Here is a 21,013-nt window from a genome sequence, read left to right as displayed (position 1 = left end):
TTCGCGAATGATAAATAAACTCATTCCGGTTTTTGCCAAGTGCTGCGTCTTACTTAGGTATGTGGGCAAATCGGGTCGGGCAGGACGTCCAGGCACCGGGTTTGTCCAGCAAAGATTTCGCCGTCGTCCAGCCAGATGACCGTGCCCGGGGAGGGGCCGGTCGGCCATGCACTGACATTGCCTTGGGGCAATCGACCGTGCGGGTTCACGTGTGCTGGCGAGCGGCGGGCCCTTCGGCCCCATGGACTTTTACTTCTACCAATAATAGAGAGCACGATGTCATCCATTCATGAGTTGAAACCTCTGTTCAAGGCACTCGTCATGTCCCGCGGCCTGCGTTCGCGGCGTGTGTTGGCCGGTCTGGGGTTGGTCTGCGTACTGCCCCTCAGCGCTCAGGTGATGGCTGAAGACGTCAGCATCAACATTCCTGCGCAACCGCTGCCGCAGGCACTGCAAGCGTTCGGTCAGCAGACCAACCAGCAAGTGATCTACAACGCTGCTGATATGGCCGGCCTGAGGAGCACCCGCGTCAGCGGCAAGATGAGCCCGCAGACGGCCATTGCCGAATTGCTCAAGGGCACTGGCGTGCGTTACAGCGTCGAGGGCAATACCTTGATGCTGGTGCGCGGTTCTGCCGGTGAAGGCCTCGAGCTGGGCGCGACCACCATCAGTGCAGAATCGGTGGGCGCTACCACCGAAGGCAGCAACTCATACACCAGTAACGCCGTGACCATCGGCAAGGGCACCCACACCCTCAAGGAAATTCCCCAGTCGATCACCGTGATGACGCGCAAGCAGATGGATGACCAGAACCTGGTCAGCCTCAAGGACGCCGTCAACCAGACCACCGGCATCGTCGGCCTGCAGGGCGTCGGCCAGGGCATGATCCTGTCGTCCCGCGGTTTCCAGATCGACGACTGGCAGTACGACGGTGTGCCGATCCCGCGTAACACCTATTCGCTGGGCAACTGGGCGACCCAGGACCTGATCTTCTTCGACCGCCTGGAAATCATGCGCGGCGCCTCCGGCCTGCTGCAAGGCACTGGCAGCCCCGGTGGTGCCGTCAACCTGGTGCGCAAGCGTGGCCAGAACGCACCCACCGTGACCTTGACCGGCAAGGCCGGCTCCTGGGATCACTACGGCCTGCAATTGGACGCCGGCGGCCCGCTGAACCAGGCCGGCAACATTCGCGGCCGCATCGTCGTCGACGAAGACCAGAGCAACTCGTTCGTCGACCATGCGTGGAGCAAGACCCATTCGCTGTACGGCGCGCTGGACGTCGACCTGAACGAAGACACCACCCTGGGCTTCGCGGTCAGCCAATCCAACGGCGAATCGCGCGGCAATATCCGTGGCTTGCCACGCTACGCTGACGGTTCGATGCCGGACGTGTCGCGTTCGACCTATACGGGCGCGCGCTGGAACCGGTCAGAGATCGATGTCACCACCTATTACACCGATCTGGAGCATCGCTTCAACGATGGCTGGGCCTTCAAGGTCGGTGCCGTGTACATGACCGAAGACAACCAGGCGAAAAACCAGCGAGTCCAAAGGGGTGGTGGTCTCTTGGCGGATGGCAGTGGCGTGCAATATGCCGACTTCGTGACCGATTTCCAGTCCACGAAGGCTGGTCTGGACATGAACCTGACTGGCAAGTTCGAAGCCTTGTCGATGGAGCAGGAAGTCATGCTGGGCGGCAACTTCTCTCAGTTGGAGACGGATGATCGCTATGCCCGTACCTTCAACAACACCAGCGACTCCATCTTCGATCTGAACAATGATCGTCCGGACATCAGCTATGAAAGTTTGATCAATAGCCCGGGCGGCCAGGGTACCCTCAGCAAATACGATATCCGCCAGAAAGGTGTGTACGGCACCTGGCGCGTCAAGCCGGTCGACGACTTGACGCTGGTGCTGGGTTCCCGGGTCAGTTGGTATGACTTCAGCTACAAGTCGAAAACCGAAACCGCGGCCAACGGCATTGTCACCAACACGCCAAGCACCGGAACTGAAACCGGAGTGGTCACGCCCTACGGCGGTATCATCTATGACCTGAGCCGTGAATGGGCCGTGTATGCCAGTTATACCGACGTGTTCCAGCCGCAGACCAATCGGGACGCCGGCGGTTCGGTGCTCAAGCCGATAGTCGGCAGCAACTATGAAGTCGGCCTCAAGGGCGAATTGATGGATGGTCGGGTCAATACCTCCCTGGCTGTCTTCCGCTACGACCATGAGAACCGTGCGATCAACGACGGCGGTTCGGGGTGTGGTGGCTCGGGTTGCTCGGTAGCCTCAGGCAAAGTGCGTAGCCAGGGGATCGACGCCGAAATCAGTGGTGAAGTGATGGACAATCTGCAGTTGTTTGCGGGTTACACCTACAACACCACCAAGTACCTGGAGGATCCGAGCAATGAAGGCAGCATCTACAGCACCTGGACGCCGAAACACATGCTGCGGGTGTGGGGCAACTACCAGCTCACTGGCGACTGGAGCCGTGTCAGCACCGGCTTGGGCTTCACCACCCAAAGCCACACGATGGTTTACGACTATGATCGTGAAATCCCGGGTTACACCGTATGGAACGCCCGTGTCGGCTATCAGCTGACGCCGGAAATCGCTTTGGCGGTCAATGCCAACAACCTGTTTGACAAGACGTACATAACGTCCGCTTACAACCAGCTCAATGGCAACAACAACTTTGGTGATCCGCGCAATCTGATGTTCAGCGTGACTTACAAACCGCAGTTCTGATTTGCGCGAGAACTAGAAAAACGTCTTGTGCGTAATGTTGTTCACTTGGAAAAACGGCGCTTCTTTCAGGAATTGGGAGGCGCCGTTTTTTTTGGGCGTGGGGAGGGGGCATATCCGTTTCTTCGGTAGTGGCTACTGGCGGTTCCGCTCTTACAGCGGGTCACTTTCGAAAAGCCGGAATGCCGGCCCAGGCGAAAGTAACCAAAGCGCTTTTGCCCCACCACTCGGCACCTCGCTTAGGCTCGGTGTGCCCTCACTCCGGCATTGCTCCGTGGGCCCGCCGCGAAGGGCCATCCATTGCCCAGCGCGGCTACCTCGGCATCCATGCCGAGGTGCCCACTACGCAATACCTGCGTTCGGCCAGCGTGGTTAACGGGGCGCCTGAGATCAACGTCCACCGCGAGGCGGCCTAACAGCCGGCCTGGTTCTTGGTGAGACCGCGTTTCTCCTGTGGGAGCGGGCTTGCTCGCGAAAGCGGTGGTTCAGTTTGCAGTGATGTTGGCTGTGCTGGCGTCATCGCGAGCAGGCTCGCTCCCACAGGTTTTTTGTGTCGTGTGCAGATGCTGTGAACACCCGCCAACCCCATGTGGGAGCGGGCTTGCTCGCGAAAGCGGAGGGTCAGTTTTCGGTGATGTTGGCTGTGCCGACGCCTTCGCGAGCAAGCCCGCTCCCACAGGTTTTTTGTGTCGTGTGCAGATGCTGTGAACACCCGCCAGCCCCATGTGGGAGCGAGCCTGCTCGCGAAAGCGGTGGATCAGTTTGCTGTGATGTTGGCTGAGCCGACGCCTTCGCGAGCAAGCCCGCTCCCACAGGTTTTTTGTGTCGTGTGCAGATGCTGTGAACACCCGCCAACCCCATGTGGGAGCGGGCTTGCTCGCGAAAGCGGAGGGTCAGTTTGCAGTGATGTTGGCTGTGCCGACGCCTTCGCGAGCAAGCCCGCTCCCACAGGTTTTTTGTGTCGTGTGCAGATGCTGTGAACACCCGCCAGCCCCATGTGGGAGCGAGCTTGCTCGCGAAAGCGGTGGATCAGTTTGCTGTGATGTTGGCTGTGCCGACGCCTTCGCGAGCAAGCTCGCTCCCACAATGGGATCGGAGTACGAGCGGGAGAGCCAGGCCGGCTGTAAGGCCGCCTCGCGCGCAAGCTTTGCTCCCACAGATTCTGCTCAAGCAGATTTGATGGGCGTACGACCGGGAGAGCCGCGCTGGGCCATGGATGGCCCTTCGCGGCGGCCCACGGAGCAATGCCGGAGTGAGGGCATGCCGAGCCTAGGCGAGGCACCAAGTGGTAGGGCATGTAGCGTTTTGCTTACTTTTGACTGGGCCGGCTTCCGGGCTTTTCAAAAGTGAGCCGCCGTAAGGGCGGAACCCTAAGCCGCCGTTACCGAAGAAACGGATATACACACCTACCCTAAGCGCTTTTCCCCTTCAATCGTACTGGCCAAAAAAACCTCGACCAGCGAATCAAGCAACGCATCATCAAAAATCATACTGCGATGACGCAACGGAGAATGCACCGAGCATTGCAGCTCCCCGGCCAGGCTGTAACCCTTTATCAAGGCTTCGCAAAACGCCAATTCTTCCGGAGTTTTTTCCGCCTGTGTCCACCAGCAACTGGGTCGTACCCGCACCGGTTTGAACGTGAACCCAGCAAAGGCCTCCAGCAACCGATCATGCACGGAGAACGCCTGAGCGTTCATGACTTCATCCTTGACGCTCTGCACGATTGACAGCAAATCGCCTCGCCCCGGCTCGATCTGGCGGGTGGCCCATTCATGGAATGCCTGGACCGTGCTGGCGGGGTGCTCTTGCCGGTAAGCCGCCGTGCGTTCGGTGAGGGTCGGAAACAGCAGGTCGAAATATTCGATGGCCTCCAGCAGATCCTGAGAGGCCGGGTCGGCCTGTTCAGCGCCTGGTAAATGCCGATGACGCGACAACGTCGCCGGGTACAGGTGTTCAGGAATCGTGCTGTCCACCAAACCGAGAAAACTCACGGTGTGGCCCTGGCTTTCCAGCGTCGCGGCGATGTCCAGCGCGATGGCGCCGCCCAACGACCAGCCCATCAGGTAATAGGGACCTTGCGGCTGGGCCGTGACGATTTCCTGGCCGTAATCGGCAATCATCTCGCGCCAGGCTTCAGGCCCTGCGTGGGGTTCGCTGAAGCCGCGGTGCATGACGCCAACGGTGCGCGCCCGAGGTTGGAGTTTGCGCGCCAGCGGCTGGTAACAGAACACGATGCCACCGCTGGGATGCAGGCAAAACAACTGCGGCGCGTCGGTGGGGGTGGTGTTCAAGGGGACAAGGCATGGGGTCTGTTCGCGGTGCTTTTGCGAAATGAACAGCGCCAGCTCGGCGACGCTCGGGTTGGCCAGCAACTCCTGCAGCCGCACGATGATATTCAGGCGGGCCTTGAGTTGGGCAATCAGCTCGATCGCCAGGATCGAATGCCCGCCCAGTTCAAAGAAACTGTGATTGATCCCCACGCGCTCAACCTTGAGGGACTGTTGCCAGAGCTGCGCCAGGGCTTCTTCCAACTGTGTGCGGGGCGCCAGGTAATTCGAATGCCACAGACAGGCGTCCGGTTCCGGCAAGGCCTTGCGGTCAAGCTTGCCGTTGGCATTGAGCGGCAAGTGCTCGATGAACAGCAGATGGCTGGGCACCATGTAGTCCGGCAACTGCGCTTTGAGCGCGGTCAACAGACCTTCGCGTAACTCGGCCGTGGCCGGTTGCGTGGCGATCACGTAGGCGACCAGTTGCAGGCCGCCGGGGCCTTCATGGGTCAGCACGACACCATCGCGCACCGCCGGCAGGGTTTGCAGGCGAGCCTGGATTTCGCCCAGTTCAATGCGGAATCCACGGATCTTGACCTGATGATCCAGGCGTCCGATGTACTCGATGCTGCCGTCGGTGCGGTAGCGTGCCAGGTCGCCGGTGCGATACAGGCGTCCACCCGGAATAGGGTCGAACGGATCGGGGATAAACCGTGTGGCGGTCAGGTCGGCGCGCCGGTGGTAGCCGCGGGCCAGGCCGGCCCGGCCAACGTGCAGCTCACCGATGCAGCCCTTGGGCACCGGGTTCAGGTGCGCGTCGAGCAGATACCAGGACAGGTCGACGATAGGCTCGCCGATAGGGCTCGCGGCCTCGCAGTGCAAGTCATTCATCGACAGTGGTCGCCAGGTGACGTGCACCGTCGTCTCGGTGATGCCATACATGTTGATCAACTGCGGCGCCTGGTCACCGAACCGTTCGAACCAGGGGCGCAGACTCTGCACATCAATTGCTTCGCCGCCAAAAATCACCTGACGCAACCGGTGGACGAGAGGCTGGCGAGGCGCGCAGGCGACCTGCAACAACGACTTGAATGCCGAGGGCGTCTGGTTGAGCACCGTGACGTTTTCCTGGCAAAGCAGGGCGTAGAAATCCTCCGGCGAACGGCTCACGGCGTGGGGCACGATGACCAGTCGACCGCCGTGCAGCAGGGCACCGAAAATCTCCCACACGGAAAAGTCGAAGGCATAGGAATGAAACAGGCACCAGACGTCCTGCTGATCGAAGCTGAACCAGTGGTCCGTGGCCTGGAACAATCGGTTGACGTTGTGGTGGGCGAGCAACGCGCCTTTGGGCTGGCCGGTCGAGCCTGAGGTGTAGATCACGTACGCCAGGTTATCCGGGTGCATCGGCACGTCAGGATTGTGCTCGGGATAGTCGCCATCGACAGCGACGGGGTCGAGCAACAAACAGTTGATGCCAGCGGGCAGCGCCAGCGATTCACGCAGATGGGCCTGGGTCAGGATCTGCGTGACGCCGCTGTCCTGGATCATGTAGGCCAGGCGGTCAGCCGGGTAGGCCGGGTCCAGTGGCACGTAGGCACCGCCGGCCTTGAGGATCGCCAGTAGGCCGATGATCATCTGCGGCGTGCGCTCGACGGCAATGCCGACCAATACGTCGGGCCCGACGCCTTGGGCGATCAGCCGATGGGCCAATTGGTTGGCTTGTCGGTTGAGCTTGGCATAACTCATGTGCTGCCCTTCAAAGGTCAGGGCGATGGCGTCGCCCGTGGCGGCGGCATGGGTTTCGATCAATTGGTGCAGGCACTGTCCGCGATGCAGTCGAGTCGGCTGGCGGTTCCAGTGGTCCAGGGTTTGCTGCTGTTCATCGGTGTTGAGCAATGGCAGTTCGCCGAGGGCGCGTTCGGGCGTCTCGATCAGGCCCCGCAACAGGTTCTGCCAGTGCTCGGCCATGCGCTCGATGGTGTCTGCGCGGTAGAGATCACGGCGGTATTCGAATGTCGCCACGATCTGCTGCTGTGAATAGTCGACATCCAGCGACAAGTCGAACTTGGCCTGGCTGTCACCGGTATCGAGAAATTCCAGCGTCAGTTGACCTCGGGTCGGCGCCGGCAGTGCGGGCGTGCCGGTGCGCCAGTTGAACAAGACCTGGAACAGCGGGTTGGCGCCCTGTACGCCGGGACGTTGCAACTGATCAAGGATCAGCTCCAACGGGTAGTCGGCATGTTCAAGCGCGGCGAGGGACTGCGCGCGTAGATCCCGGAGAAACTCCAACGTGCTGCGGGCCGAGTCGATCCGCGCCCGATACACCTGGCTGCTGACGAAAAAACCCACCAGGTCCTGGCTTTCATGGCTGTTGCGATTGGCGTTGGGGACGCCGACGGTAAAGTCGTTCTGGTTGCCGTAGCGGCCCAGCAACAATTGCCAGGCACCCAGCGCCACCACGAAAGGCGTCAGCCCCTGGCGTTGGCAGAATGCTTCCAGGGCCTGGGCCATTGCCGGGGCAAGCGCCACATGCACGCGTCCGGCCATCGGTTGCTGGCGAGTGGCGCGGGGGAAATCCTGGGGCAGTTCCAGCGTGGGCAGGTCGTGGCCCAGGTAATTGCTCCAGTATTCGCCGCTGCGCTGGCAGGCTGCGCTCTGCAAGTACTCGCCTCGCTGATGGATGGCGTAGTCGGCGTATTGCATGGGCAGCGGCGGCAGCGTTGACGGATCGCCGAGCAAGGCCTGGGCATAGGCCTGGGTCATGTCCTGCATGAGGATCGTGTTGGACCAGGCATCGGAGACGATGTGATGCATGTTGAGCAACAGCACATGTTCGTCGCTGCGCAGCCGCAGCAGCGTTGCCCGCATCAGCGGCGCCTGGGTGAGATCGAACGGTTGCCGGGCATGCTGCTCGATGCGCTGTGAGAGCGCCAAGGTGCGTGCCGGCTGGTCGAGCGTGCCAAGGTCATCCCGGTGCAGGGTCAGGCAAACGTTGCGCTCGACCACCTGGCTCGCGGCGCCGTCGATTTCAATGAACGCGGTGCGCAGGATGTCGTGGCGGTCGATGACGCGATTGAGTGCCTGCTCCAGGGCGTCGGCATTGAGTTCGCCCGTCAGGCGCAGGGCGCGTGGCAGGTTGTAGGCCGAACGGGTCGGGTCGCGCTGTTGCTCCAACCACAAGCGTTGCTGGGCAAAAGACAAGGGCGCGCGGTCCAGCCGGCGGGAGCTTTCGTGCCTGTCGCCAGCGACATCCTCCAGCAGCAGCGTCAGCAGATCATCATCTAGCAGTTCGTTCATGGTGTTCTCGCGGTAAACAGCATTGCGTCGGGCAGGCTCAGGCAAAGGCTGCCGGGACCTTTTCACTGACGACCCGACCGGCCTGCATCCGGATCAGTTGGTCGGCGATATCGAAGTAACGATCGTCGTGGGAAATGACGATGATGGTTTTGCCCAGCGCCTTCAGTTCCGGCAGCAGTTCGGTATAGAAAATGCGGCGGAACACCGGATCCTGGTCAGCGGCCCATTCATCGAACACCAGCACCGGGCGTTCTTCCAGCCAGGCGTTGAGCAGCGCCAGGCGTTTGCGTTGGCCGGTGGACAGGTCGGTGGTGCTGAAGGCACCGTCGCGGATGCTGACCTTATGGGCGATTTCCAGGCGTTCCAGGTAGCGGTTGGCATTTTCAGGCACTTGTTGATCGCCCTGGACCAGTTCATCGAACAGGTAGTAATCGGCAAAAATCGTCGTGAACAGTTGGCGATAATCGTCACGTTGAGCCGCCAGCACCGGCTCGCCATCGAGGAGGATGTCGCCGCCCTGGGGGGCATAGAGCCCCAGCAGCAGCTTGATCAGCGTGGTCTTGCCGCCACCGTTCTCGCCGACGATGAACACAATGTCGCCCTGGGCAATGGACAGGTTGACCGGTCCAAGGGCAAAGGCTTGGCTGCCGTCGACCGCCGGGAAGGCGTAATGCACGTCACGCAATTCCAGCTGCTGGATTGTCGGCTTGGCGACGCGCTTGTCATTGAGCAGCAGGTGCGGTTCGGGTGAGGAAAACTGTTCGGCCAGTTCGGCGATGCGCTTGAACGCAATGTTCGCCCGGCTGATCACCGGCAAGGTCATCACCAGGTATTCCAGCGGGCCCTTCATGTACAACAGCACCAGCACGAAACCGCTGAGCACGGCCTTATCGGTGCCCAGCCACAGCGATTGCAGGGCCAGCACCAGGCCGATAACCACAAAAAACAGCATCGAGCCGAAGGTCTTGGCCACCACGAAGGTGTTGACCGAGCGGATATTGGTGTCGCAGATGTAGTCGGCGGTGGCTTCGATGCGCTGGCTGAACATGCGCTGGCGGCGTGGGCGATGGATGCGCAGTTCCTTGGCTCCGGCGGCGATTGCGCTGTAGTGTTTCTGCAGCGCGTCTTCGGCCTCGCGGGCGTCTTCGAAGCCCCGGATGCCGCGGGCCCGGGCCACGTATTGCACGACCGTGCCGATCACCAGAGCCACCAGTAGCAACAAGAACATCGGCAGCGACAGGTAGGCCAGATAACCCAGGCAACCGAGGGTCACGGTGAAGGCGATGGCCAGTGGCGCGAACGAAAACGCGAAACTGCTGACCGTGTTGACGTCGTGGGTCAGCACCGGGATGAGCCGATGGCTGCGAAAGCGCTCGATCTGTTCGATGGGCGCCAGCAGCACTTTCTTGCCGAGGGATTTACGCAGCTCGGCGATGATGTTCTGGCCGACGTGGTTGGTGCCGATGTCGGAAAGAATCGAGGTCAGCAGGGCCGCCGCGCAGAGACCGGCAAACTTCATCAGCATCTGGAACGTGGGCGTGACGGCGGCGTTCAGGGCGTCGTTGATGGTGGCCAGCAGCGCGGTGATGCTCAGGCCGCCCAACATGCCCAAGAGGATGGAGCCTACGACAATCAGCCTGAAGGGTTTGAGCAGGGTGAACAGTTCATTGATCACTCCGCGTGTTGGTTGGCTCATGGAGGTTTCCCTGCTTGATGAAAGGGCGAAGGCCATCGCGGGTGTTCGCCGGGAGGGCTTTAGGGCGAAGGCACGCTGGATTGGGTTGTGCCCCTCTTTAGAACGATTTGAGAGGAGGGGAATTTATTCTGTGGGAGCAAGGCTTGCCCGCGATGAAGGCGACGCGGTTCCCTGTGAAATCGAGGTGTCTGCATCGCGAGCAAGCTTTGCTCCCACATGGGGCGCCTACATATCCCGCGCCACCCGAAATCCCAGCCAATCGCCCCGTGCATCGGGGTACACCGCGTTGCGATTGCCCGAACGGGAGAACACCGGTGCTTCGCCCCAGTCGTTGCCGCGGATGCGGCGTGCCTTGCAATCACCGCTGAGCCAGGCGCTGCCATCGCTCGGGGCGCCTACATAGTTTTCGTTGTAGCAATCGGCGGTCCACTCGTAGACGTTGCCGTGCATGTCGTACACGCCGAAGGCGTTGGGTGCGAAGCTGCCGGCCGGAGCGGTGAAGTTGTAGCCGTCGGCCGCGCCGTAGGTGTTGGCGTGCTGGGCGATGCTGTAGTCCTTGCCGTCATCGAACGGGAAGGGGAACGGGTCGGCGCTGCCGCCGCGTGCTGCGTATTCGCGCAGGGACTCGCTGACCAGTCGGTACTGTTTACCGGTCTTTTTCGACAACCACGCCACGTAGGCATTGGCCTCGGCGAAATCCATGCACACCGCCGGATGTCGGTCTGTGTACTGCTTGCGCGGGTCACTGCCCTGGTAGTCCGGGATGCCGGCCTTGCAGGCGCGACCGGGACGTTTGTCGCCGTCGGGCATCGTGTAGCCGGTGTCGCGCAGGTAGGCGAACCATTCACCCTTGAGCACCTGGAAACGACTGATCGCCAGCGGCTTGGCGAACGTCACCGGGTGCATCGGGCCTTCGTCGGGCTCGCGTCCCACTTCGTTTTCCAGGGTGCCCATCTGGAAGGTGCCGGTGGGCAGCACGACCATTTCCGGGCAGTCCTTGCAGTCGCGAAAGACCTGGCCCGGTTGCGAGGCCTGGGCGCCGGAGGGCAGCAGGGCGGCGAGGGCCAGTGCCGGGAATAGCTTCAGCGAAAAACTGTTCATCCATCTCTCTCGATAAGTCATGTTCAGAGTGTCTTGCCCAGCAACCCCATGAAGCGATCGATCTCGGCCTCCGTGTTGAGCAGCCCCGGCGCAGTACGGACCACCGGCCCCGCATCGCGATGCACGGCATCGGCGATCACGCGGTTCTTCATCAGGTAGGCGGCCACCTCGTCGCTCTCGCGGCCCTTGACCCGGAAGAAGGTGAAGCCGGCGGACAGGTCTGGGCTCAGCGGCGTGACCAGCTCGATCTGCGGTTGTGCCACCAACTGTTTTTTCAGATAGCTGTTGAGGGCATGGATCCGCGCCTGCACCTCGGCCTTGCCCAGTTGCAGGTGCAACTTGAACGCCTCGTCCGCCGCCCAGCGATGCTCGAAGGCGTGGTAGCCCCCCGGGGTCATGACCGTGGAAAACGCCGTGGCTTCGGAAAAGGTCGGGATGATCGGCGTGACGTACTTGAGCTCTTCGCTGCGGCTGCACACCAGGCCCGTGCCGCGCGGGCCGAACATCCACTTATGGGTGCCGGCGATGAAAAAGTCGCAATTCATCTCGGGGAAACTGAGGTCTTCGACGCCGAAACCGTGCACGCCGTCCACCACATAAATGATTCGCTGCTCATCGCTGCGGCCCTGGTTGTGCTTGTCCACCAGGGCGCCGATCTTGTCGATCGGCAGTTTCACGCCGCTGCCCGAATGCACCCAGGTCATGCCCAGCACCCGGGTTTCGGGGCGGATGTTGCGGTCGATGGCCGTGAGGATTTGTTCGTGGCTGGCGTCGTGGGCGTTCTCGAACAGCTTGATCTTGCGTACCCGTGTTCCGGTCCTTTGGCTGCGCAGGTCGAGAATGGTGTGGGTGGCGTAGTGTTCGTGGGCGGTGCTGAGGATTTCCTGGTCGGCTGCCACATGGACGCCGCCGTAGATCATCGACAGGCCTTCGGTGGTGCTGCCGGTGAGGGCGATCTGCTTGGGCGTCGCTTGCAGGTAGCGGCCGGCCCAGGTGCGGACGTTTTCCTCGCGTTCTTCGGTGACGCCCAGGTCCCAGTCCATCAGCAGCCCCGGGTTTTTATCCAGGGCGGCGCGGTGTGCTTCGATGGCCTCGCGCACCGGGCGCGGGTGGGTGGTGACCAGGAAATTGGAGAAGTGCAGGTAGTCCGGGTCCTGGTTGAACAGCGAGCGCAGTTGCGCCCATTTATTTTTCGGCAGCGGCGGCAGAGGAGCGGCGCTGGCCGTGGCGGGCAGGCTGGCGGCGAGGGGCAGGCCGGCGGCGAGGATCCCGGCCTGCTTCAGGAAAGTGCGACGTTCATTCATGGCTGGACGGTCTTCTGGGTCGAGGCGATGGCGGGGCGGGAGGCTTTCTGGACCTGGTCCCAGACCCGCAGGAAATTGCCGCCCCACAGTTTGGCGATGTCGGCTTCGGAGTAGCCGCGGGTCAGCAGTTCGGCGGTGACGTTGCGGATGTCGCCGACGTTCTCCCAGCCTTTCACACCGCCGCCTTCGTTGAAGTCCGAACTGATGCCGACGTGGTCGATGCCGATCTTGCGCACGGTGTAGTCGATGGCGTCCCCCAGGTCCTTGAGGCTGGCCTTGGGTTCGTCTTCGAGGATGCCGTAGAGCTGGCCGGCGTATTCGCCGAATTTCTGTTCCGGCCAGGCGGCGATGATCGGGTCGCCGGGCATCAGCGCCATCGCCAGGTTGGGCAGTGGCGGCAGGTCGAAACGCTCACGCAGGGCGTTGAGTTTGTCCTGGGTCTTTTGCGTCAGCGGGCGCAGGTACTGGGAGAAGCCGACGATCTGCACCAAGCCGCCGCTGGCCTTGATCAGTTGCATTTCCTTGTCGCTGAGGTTGCGTGGAATGTCCACCATCGCCCGTGGCGCCGAATGGGAGGCCACCAGCGGCGTGCGGCTCAGTTGCGCGACTTGCTCCAGGGCCTGGGTCGACATCTGCGACACGTCAATGATCACGCCCAGGTCGTTCAGGCGCGTCACCGCTTGCTTGCCGATATCCGACAGGCCGCCGAGGGCGTCGGGCGAATCGTTGAAGAACGGTAGTGGACGCGAGGAGTCGGCCCAGTCGTTGTTGCCGATGTAGCTGAAGCCGAACATGCGCATGCCCCGCGCTGTCCACAGGTCCAGCAGGTTCAGGTCGTGGCCCAGGGGATAGGCGTTGAGCATGCTGATGAAGATCGCGAACTTGCCTTCGCCGTGCAGGCGGCGGAAATCATCCGGGGTGTAGGCGATGGCGACCTGGTTGGGGAAGTCGCGGACCATGCCGGTGATGATCTTGTAGCGCACTTCCTGCTGGTTGCGCGCTTCCTCGACGAAGCCGGCGGTGGGCTTGTGCGGGGCGTTGGGTCCGTTCCACAACTCCGGCCAGCCGAACACCGTCAGGGCCGCGCCGGACAGGTGGCCGCGGTTGGCTTTGACCAGGTCGAACTGACCCTTGCCGTCCTTGTCGGCTTCGTTGCCAGCGGTGCCGAAATCCAGCGGCACGGTGATGTGGCTGTCGAAGGACAGCAGGCGTTCGTGCAGTTCCCTGGCTTCTTTCATCACCTTGACCGGGTAGCCGGGGTTGTCCCGCCACCAATGGTCCCAAGCCGCGACGCCAGCACCGACGGCCAACGCCAGGGCCAGGGGCAGGCCGATGAAAAGAGCCTTTTTCGAACGAGGTGTTGTCATTGCCGATCTCAGTCAGGTTCGCCTTGGAAGGACAGGCGCGGGGGCCTTTGCTATCTGGGGAGAACGAGTGATCGGCGGGGAAATTTAGGCGTCCTCGGGGCCGCCATCGCGAGCAAGCTTTGCTCCCACAGTGCAATTGCAATGGGTTTCACCTGTGGGAGCAAAGCTTGCTCGCGAGGCGACCTTACAGCTGACCAGCCTCTGCCGAATGTACTCAGCTCCCCTGTGGGAGCGAGCCTGCTCGCGATGAGGCCGTAACAGCCCCTATAAATTTGTCAGCCCCCCCATCGTTCTAGCTTGGATAAAGCCCGCTCCAGGGCCGAACACAGGTAAGGCAATGACGATTTCTCGACGATGGTTCATGGCAGGCCTGGCGCTGACCGGTGCCGCCGTGCCTGCGGTGTATTACGGGCATCGCGAACTGACCCGACCGGACCCGAGCATCACCCCCGGCGAGGCATCGTTCGACGTGGCTGACGTAGCGGGCCAGCGCCGGGCCGATACGTTGCGGGGCATCTGGACGATCCGTTTCACCGGCCGCGACGCCGGCCTCGAAGGCTTGCCCCAGGACGATCTGCAGGTCTTCCTCGATATCGGCCAGAGGGGCCGTGGCCTGGTGGGCTACCTCGACAGCGCCGAACGCTTGCGCGCTACCGACGAGCCGCGTTATCGGGTGTTGGGCGACCTGGCCGGCACCGACCCGAAGCAACTGAGCTGGCGGCTGATGAGTGCTCGACAGGACGCGCCGGACTATGAATTCACCATGACCCTGGACGAAGTCTGGGCCAGCTTTGGCAATGCCGGCAGCGCCACCCTCAGTGGTCGTGTGTGGCGCCTGGACCGTCCCTTGGCGCTGCCTGAACAGGACAATCATTTCATCGCCCTCAAGCAGCGTTTCCCCGAGGCTCGGGAGCGCACGCCGCTGAGCCCGGCGCTGCTGGCCTGGCTGGTGTCGCCCGAGCATCGGCTGTTCCACCAGCTCTGGCATGCCACCCGGGACAAATGGCACACCCTGGACGAGGACAAGCGCAACGCCCTGCGCGGCATCGGTTGGCAGCCTGGGCCTCGGGATCAGGAGCGTGATGCTCGCGGCAAGCGCAAGGATCGCAACGGCTCGGGCGTGGACTTCTTTTTCATGCACCGGCACATGCTCGGCACGGCGCGTTCGTTCCAGCCGCTGCCGTCGTGGTCGCACTTCCCCTTGCCGCAACCGGAGCTTGAGCGCGATCGCCTTGGGTTCGCCCGCTACCTCGACAACCACGATGGCACGGCCTTGCCGCCGACCTGGCTGGCCAGGGGAGACGAGCAGTACGCCCAGTGGGTCAGCGACATCAAGACCGCCGAGACGTACCACAGCAATTTCCAGGTCTGGGAATCACGCTACCGCGACCCGCGCTACCTGTCGAAGCTGACCCTGGGTCAGTTTGGTTCGGAAGTGGAACTGGGCCTGCACGACTGGCTGCACATGCGCTGGGCTTCGGTGCCACGCGACCCGTCCAACGGCCACCCGGTACCGTTCGCCCGCGACCCGTCGGACTTCGCCCAGCGTTGGTTCGCCCCGGAAAACGACTTTCTCGGCGATCCGTTTTCCTCCCACGTGAACCCGGTGTTCTGGGCCTTCCACGGCTGGATCGACGACCGTATCGAAGACTGGTTCCGTGCCCACGAACGTTTCCACCCAGGGGAAGTGAGCCGGCTTGAAGTCAACGGCGTGCCCTGGTTTGCCCCGGGCCGCTGGGTGGAAATCGCCGACCCTTGGCTAGGCCCGGACACCCACGGTTGCAGCACCACGCCGGGGCTGCAGGTTGGGCGTTCGGTGGAAATGGACCCGGAAACCATGAAACTGGCGCTGCGCATCACCTTCGGCAGCGATGACAAAAAGCTCTCCGAACTGTTCCGCCGCGTGCCGCAGCGGCCGTGGTATGCGCGCAATCTCAAATCCAAACCGGTTTAACCCTTCCTAACTGGATGAACACCATTGACTGATCGTTCCCACGCTCTGCGTGGGAACGCCTCTACGGACGCTCTGCGTTCGGCTCTTTGGGACGCGGAGCGTCCCTGGCTGCATTCCCACGCGGAGCGTGAGGAACGATCTTCACAGCCCCCGCGACCCGATCGTTCCCACGCTCTGCGTGGGAACGCCTCTACGGACGCTCTGCGTTCGGCTCTTTGGGACGCGGAGCGTCCCTGGCTGCATTCCCACGCGGAGCGTGAGGAACGATCTTCACAGCCCCCGCGACCCGATCGTTCCCACGCTCTGCGTGGGAACGCCTCTACGGACGCTCTGCGTTCGGCTCTTTGGGACGCGGAGCGTCCCTGGCTGCATTCCCACGCGGAGCGTGAGGAACGATCTTCACAGCCCCCCGCGACCCGATCGTTCCCATGCTCTGCGTGGGAACGATCGAAATGTAAAGGCCTACATGACCTGCCAACCCCCACCCAACGCCTTGTACAACGCCACGCTCGCCTGCACCCGCGCCAATCGCAATTGCACGTTCATGTCCTGGGCGGCGAAGAGGGTGCGTTGGGTTTCCAGTACGGTAAGCAGGTCTTCGGCGCCGGCCTGGTAGCGGCGTTGGGCGATGTCGAAGGCGGTCTGGGCCTGGTGCAGTTCTTCGCTTTGCCACTGCCGTTGGCGGTCCAGGCCGTTGATGCCGTTCAGGGCTTTTTCGACGTCGGCGAAGCCGTTGATGATGGCGGCGCGGTAGAGGTCCAGCAGTTCCTCCTGGCGCGCGATGGTCCTGTCTCGTTCGGCCTTCAGGCGGCCATTGTTGAATATCGGCGCGGCCAGGCCGGCGCCGAGGTTGTAGACGTTGTTGCGCAGCAACTGGTCGGCGATGTCGGCGCCGGTGGCGAGGCTCAGGCCCAGGGTCACGCTGGGCAGCATGGCGGCGCGGGCGACGGTGATGTCGGCCTGGGCGGCGGCGAGGCGGGCTTCGGCGGCGGCGATGTCCGGGCGGCGGCTCAGCAATTGGCTGGGCACGCCAGCGTCGATGGCCGGCCAGTGCAGGCGGTCGAAACTGTCGTCGTCGAGTGTGACCGACTGCACCGGTTGCCCCAGCAGCGTCGCCAGGGTAATCAAGGCTTCGCGGGCCTGTTGCTGCACCTGGGGCAAGCGGCGTTGCTGGGCCGCCACCAGGCTTTTTTGCTGGGACAGTTCCAGGGCCGTGGCGCTGCCGGCGTCGTAGCGGGTCTGCACCAGATCGAGTACGCGTTGGGCGTTGCCCAGGTTCTGTTCGGCGATGCGCTGTTGCTCGCGCAGGGACAAGGCCTGGGTGTAGTTGTTGGCGACGCCGCTGAGCAGGGTCAACTCCACCGTCGCGCGGTCGAACTGGCTGGCCGACAACGTCTTCAACGCACTGTCCCGGGCCGCCCGTTTGCCGCCCCAGAAATCCAGCTCATAAGTGGCACTGAGGTTGGCGTCGTAGTAATCGATGGTGCGGTTGTTCCGATCCACATCCAGCTGGCTGTAGCCCTTGCCGCGCAACAATTGCTGGCGATTGCCGTTGAGCCCGGCCGTGACCGCTGGCAGCAACGGCGCGCCGGCGATCACCGCGCTGGCCTCGGCCTGGCGCACCCGAGCCATGGCAGCGGCGAGGTCGTGGCTGTCCAGGCGCGCTTGCTCGATCAAGCGGTTCAATTGCGGGCTACCGAAGTGCGTCCACCATTGCTGGTTATCCGCTCGTGCGCCGGGCGTATCGAGGTTCTGCCAGGCCGGTGGCGGTTGGAGGCCGCTGTCTGGTGCCGACAAAGGGGTGCCGCAGGCCACCAGTAAAAGACTGGCGGCCAGGAGGGTCAGGTGGACTTTCATAGCGTGGGGTTCATTCACTGGTGAGGGCCGCGACCGGGTCGAGGCGGGCGGCCTTGCGGGCCGGCATGAAACCGAAGACAACGCCGGTGACCAGGGCGCAGCCGAAGGCGCCGAACACCGCCAGCCATTCGAAGGCCACGGCGATATTGCCCAGCAGCAACGCGCCGCCCACCAGCAGGGCCAGGCCGATACCGGCGAGCCCGCCGACCACCGAGAGCATCACCGCTTCGGTGAGAAATTGGCGCAGGATGTCGCGCTGCCGGGCGCCGGTAGCCATGCGGATGCCGATCTCGCGGGTGCGTTCGCGCACGGTCATGAGCATGATGTTCATTACGCCGATGCCACCCACCAACAGTGAAATCGCGGCGATGGCGCCGAGCATCAGCGACAGCGTGCCCTGGGTGCGCGCCTCGGCCTGGATCATCGCGGCGTTGTTGGTCAGTTCGAAATCCTGCTTGCCGTCGTGCAGGCGCAACAGCGTCCGCGAGACGGCTTGCTCGGCCTGCTGGACCTTACCCGCGTCCTTGGCGGCGATCACCACGTACTCGGGATGACGCGTGCCGAACAGCCGCACGCTGGCGGCGGAGTAGGGCACCGCCACACGGTTGTCGGCGTCGGAGTCCCCGGAGCTGGCGCCTTTTTCGGCCAGTACGCCGACCACTTGGAACGGCACGTTCTCGATCAGGATGTAGCGGCCGATGGGATCGGCGACATCCTTGAGCAGTTTCTGCCGGACCCTGTGGCCGATCACCGCCACTGCCGCGGCGCTGCGTTCGTCGGCTTCGCTGAAGTAGCTGCCCTCGGCCACCGGCCAATTGAAGATGGTCGGGAAATTGGTGTCGTTGCCGCCGACATAGCTGGTGTGGTCGAGGTTGCCGAAACGCACGCTGGCGTTGGCACCGTTGACCGGCATGATCCGTTGCACCTCGGGCAGGGCGGCGAGGGCGGCCAGGTCGTATTCGCTGATGATGCCCTTGGCGGCGCGCGGGTTTGGCGCGGTGCCGTTGAGGTAGATGATGTTCGAGCCGAAGGCGCCCATCTGGGCCATGACCTGGCGCTTGCTGCCTTCGCCCACGGCCAGCATGACCACCACCGAGGCCACGCCGATGACGATGCCCAGTAGCGTCAGGGCGGTGCGAAAGCGATTGATCCACATGACCCGCCACGCCGCTTGTACCGCGTCCACCAGCTCACCTTTCCAGGCGCCGTTGTGTTCGCTGCCGGCACTCAGGCGCTGGCGCAGGTCCACGGCTTGCAGTGCCTTTGGGTTGGCTGGCACCTCGCTCGGCAAGGAGCTGGCGCTGTCGCTGATGATCAGTCCGTCGCGGATCTCGATGATGCGCTTGGCCCGGGCCGCCACTTCGCGGTCGTGGGTGATCAGGATCACCACATGGCCCTGGCTCGCCAGTTCGTCGAGCAAGGCCATGACTTCGATGCCGCTCTGGCTGTCGAGGGCGCCGGTGGGTTCGTCGGCGAGGATGATGTGGCCGCCATTCATCAAGGCGCGGGCTATCGACACTCGTTGCTGCTGGCCGCCGGACAATTGATGGGGGCGGTTGCCGGTGCGGCTGGCCAGGCCCAGGCGATCGAGCAGGGCGCTGGCCCGGGCGTGGCGCTCGGCGGCCGAGGTGCCGGCGTAGATGGCCGGCATCTCGACGTTTTCCTGGGCGGTGCCAGAGGGGATCAGGTGATAGCCCTGGAACACGAAACCGAACGCTTCGCGCCGCAACCAGGCCAGTTCATCGTTGCCCAGATTGGCGACGTCTTCGCCGGCGAAACGGTACTCGCCACTGGTGGGGCGGTCGAGGCAGCCGAGGATGTTCATCAAGGTGGATTTGCCGGAGCCGGACGCCCCGACAATCGCCAGGAATTCCCCTGCGTGAATGGCCAAGTCGATGCCGCGCAGCACCTCCACCCGAGGGCTGTCGCCACCGCCGTAGGCCTTGCGAATGTTCCGCAGTTCGATCAGGGGCGTGTTCATTCAGCCTCCGCTGCCGGTAGCCGGGCCGATCAGCACCCGGTCGCCTTCGCTCAGGCCGTCGACAATTTCGGTGCGCAGCCGATCGCTGACGCCAGTGCGAACGGTGCGTGGCTGGACATCGCCATTGTCGGCCAGCACCCGCACCTGGCCGGTGTCCTGCAAGGCGGTGATGGGCACGGTCAGCACGTCGTTGGCTTGGGCGGCGACAAAAAACACCTGGGCGGTCATGTCGGTCATCAGCGCGCGGTCGGCATTGTCGACGTCGAGCAACACGGTGTAGAGCACCACCCGTTCGCTGCCGCTGCGCCCACCGCTGGGGCTGCCGCCCTGGCTGGCTTCCAGCGGACGTGGCGGCACCGGGAGGATCTGGCGAACGGTGCTGCTCCAGCGCCGACTGCCGCCGGCCAGGGTGGTGAAGTAAGCGGTCATGCCCGGTTTGACGTGGCCGATGTCGGCTTCCGAAACTTCGGCCCAGACGGTCATCGGCGACAGGCGCGCGATGCGCAGGATCAACGGGGTTTGCTGCTGGGCGTTGAGGGTCTGGCCTTCCCGGGCACCGACGGCGACCACGGTGCCGCTCATCGGCGCATAGATGCGCGTATAGCCCAATTCAGCCTCGTCGCTGCGCAGGCTGGCCTGGGCCTGGCGGATCTGCGCCTGGAACATGTCGATGCGTGCCTGGGTCGCTCGCACTTCGGCCTGGGCTGTCTGCACGTCTTCCTCGCGGGTGGCGCCGCCGGCCTTGAGTTGCTGCTGGCGGCGGGATTTCTGCTGCGCCAGGTCGTGCTGGGCGCGCTGTTCCTGGAGCTGGGCCTTGAGGTTCTCGATGGAAAAACGCCCGGCGTCGAGCCGGGCTTTTTGTGTGGATGGGTCGATTTCGACCAGCAACTGGCCTTCGCGCACCTCGTCGCCGGCTTCCACATGAATCTTCTGGATCTGCCCGGACGCCTGGGCGCCGACGTCGACATAACGCCGCGGTTGCAGGGTGCCCAGGGCGGTGACGCTGTTTTCTATATCGCCACGGGTGACGGGCGCGGTGACCAGGGGCGCCCGGCTTGGCGCGACCGCTTGCCACGCGGCGAAGGCCACGGCCGGAAGCAGAGCGAAGGTGAGAAGCCAGGCGCGTCGGGTAGGGCGGGGACGTTTCATGCGGGGTTCCGGCCGGTGATATCGGGCCCGTCCCAGGAAGGGCAGGGACGGGAGGCTGTTCTGGTAAACGAGCGTTCCGGGCGGGAATTTACTGGTGTGAAACACTTGTAGGAGCGGGAGCAAGCTCCCTCGCCACAACAGCGGTTCTCGGCGCCACTGCAAATGAATGAATCAGCCCGGATACAAACCAAAGCTTTAAATCTATATGAGAATTACTATAAATTACGCGATTGAATCTGCCACCATCGTGCCATTGCCTGTCCCGGGCATGCCGAGTGGGCACGGA

Annotated in this window: 11 protein-coding genes; 3 read left to right on the top strand and 8 right to left on the bottom strand. The window is 63.1% G+C overall.

Annotated features, from left to right (window positions below; translation table 11 throughout):
* The first annotated feature begins 276 nt into the window (after positions 1 to 276).
* Both F7R20_RS21240 and F7R20_RS31700 read left to right on the top strand, forming a co-directional pair.
* A complete protein-coding gene (locus F7R20_RS21240; RefSeq protein WP_033028134.1) occupies positions 277 to 2,751 on the top strand; it encodes a TonB-dependent siderophore receptor in 2,475 nt (824 codons plus the stop codon).
* 245 nt (positions 2,752 to 2,996) lie between these two features.
* The gene (locus tag F7R20_RS31700; RefSeq protein WP_155499102.1) at positions 2,997 to 3,164 is read left to right on the top strand and encodes a nucleoid-structuring protein H-NS; all 168 of its coding nucleotides are present in this window, start codon (positions 2,997 to 2,999) and stop codon (positions 3,162 to 3,164) included.
* Positions 3,165 to 4,154: 990 nt separating this feature from the next.
* Here the strand turns inward: F7R20_RS31700 and F7R20_RS21220 are convergent.
* The 5 genes from F7R20_RS21220 to pvdM form a co-directional block, all read right to left on the bottom strand.
* Positions 4,155 to 8,318, bottom strand: a complete 4,164-nt coding sequence (locus tag F7R20_RS21220; protein WP_003203967.1) for a non-ribosomal peptide synthetase — start codon at positions 8,316 to 8,318, stop codon at positions 4,155 to 4,157.
* 37 nt (positions 8,319 to 8,355) lie between these two features.
* Positions 8,356 to 10,014 carry a cyclic peptide export ABC transporter gene (locus tag F7R20_RS21215; RefSeq protein ID WP_003203965.1) on the bottom strand — a complete coding sequence of 553 codons (1,659 nt, stop codon included), beginning with the start codon at positions 10,012 to 10,014 and terminating at the stop codon, positions 8,356 to 8,358.
* A gap of 225 nt (positions 10,015 to 10,239) precedes the next feature.
* Entirely contained in the window at positions 10,240 to 11,115 is an 876-nt protein-coding gene (pvdO, locus tag F7R20_RS21210; RefSeq protein WP_003203963.1) for a dihydropyoverdine dehydrogenase, read from the bottom strand.
* A 23-nt stretch (positions 11,116 to 11,138) separates the two neighbouring features.
* A complete protein-coding gene (pvdN, locus tag F7R20_RS21205; protein ID WP_003203961.1) occupies positions 11,139 to 12,419 on the bottom strand; it encodes a pyoverdine-tailoring periplasmic protein PvdN in 1,281 nt (426 codons plus the stop codon).
* On the bottom strand, positions 12,416 to 13,786 hold the full coding sequence (gene pvdM, locus F7R20_RS21200; RefSeq protein WP_003203957.1) for a pyoverdine-tailoring dipeptidase-like protein PvdM: 1,371 nt from the start codon (positions 13,784 to 13,786) through the stop codon (positions 12,416 to 12,418). The genes pvdN and pvdM overlap by 4 nt, the downstream gene beginning before the upstream one ends.
* 337 nt (positions 13,787 to 14,123) lie before the next feature.
* On the opposite strand from pvdM, the gene pvdP reads away from it, so the two are divergent.
* On the top strand, positions 14,124 to 15,740 hold the full coding sequence (gene pvdP / locus F7R20_RS21195; protein WP_003203948.1) for a pyoverdine maturation tyrosinase PvdP: 1,617 nt from the start codon (positions 14,124 to 14,126) through the stop codon (positions 15,738 to 15,740).
* Between the two features lie 462 nt (positions 15,741 to 16,202).
* Here the strand turns inward: pvdP and F7R20_RS21190 are convergent, their stop codons facing one another.
* Genes F7R20_RS21190 through F7R20_RS21180 form a run of 3 tightly spaced genes read right to left on the bottom strand, consistent with a single transcriptional unit; the run spans position 16,203 to position 20,727 of the window.
* On the bottom strand, positions 16,203 to 17,597 hold the full coding sequence (locus F7R20_RS21190) for an efflux transporter outer membrane subunit (RefSeq protein WP_003203946.1): 1,395 nt from the start codon (positions 17,595 to 17,597) through the stop codon (positions 16,203 to 16,205).
* Between the two features lie 10 nt (positions 17,598 to 17,607).
* Complete coding sequence (locus F7R20_RS21185; protein WP_003203943.1) at positions 17,608 to 19,578, bottom strand: MacB family efflux pump subunit; 1,971 nt, start codon at positions 19,576 to 19,578, stop codon at positions 17,608 to 17,610.
* Positions 19,579 to 20,727, bottom strand: coding sequence for an efflux RND transporter periplasmic adaptor subunit (locus F7R20_RS21180; protein WP_003203941.1), 1,149 nt, complete (start codon positions 20,725 to 20,727; stop codon positions 19,579 to 19,581).
* Positions 20,728 to 21,013: the final 286 nt, after the last annotated feature.

It is taken from the genome of Pseudomonas brassicacearum subsp. brassicacearum, assembly GCF_008801605.1.
In the GTDB taxonomy this organism is placed as follows: Bacteria; Pseudomonadota; Gammaproteobacteria; order Pseudomonadales; family Pseudomonadaceae; genus Aquipseudomonas; species Aquipseudomonas brassicacearum.
Note: the sequence above shows the minus strand (reverse complement) of the source record. Positions and strands in the feature narration are given on the sequence as shown.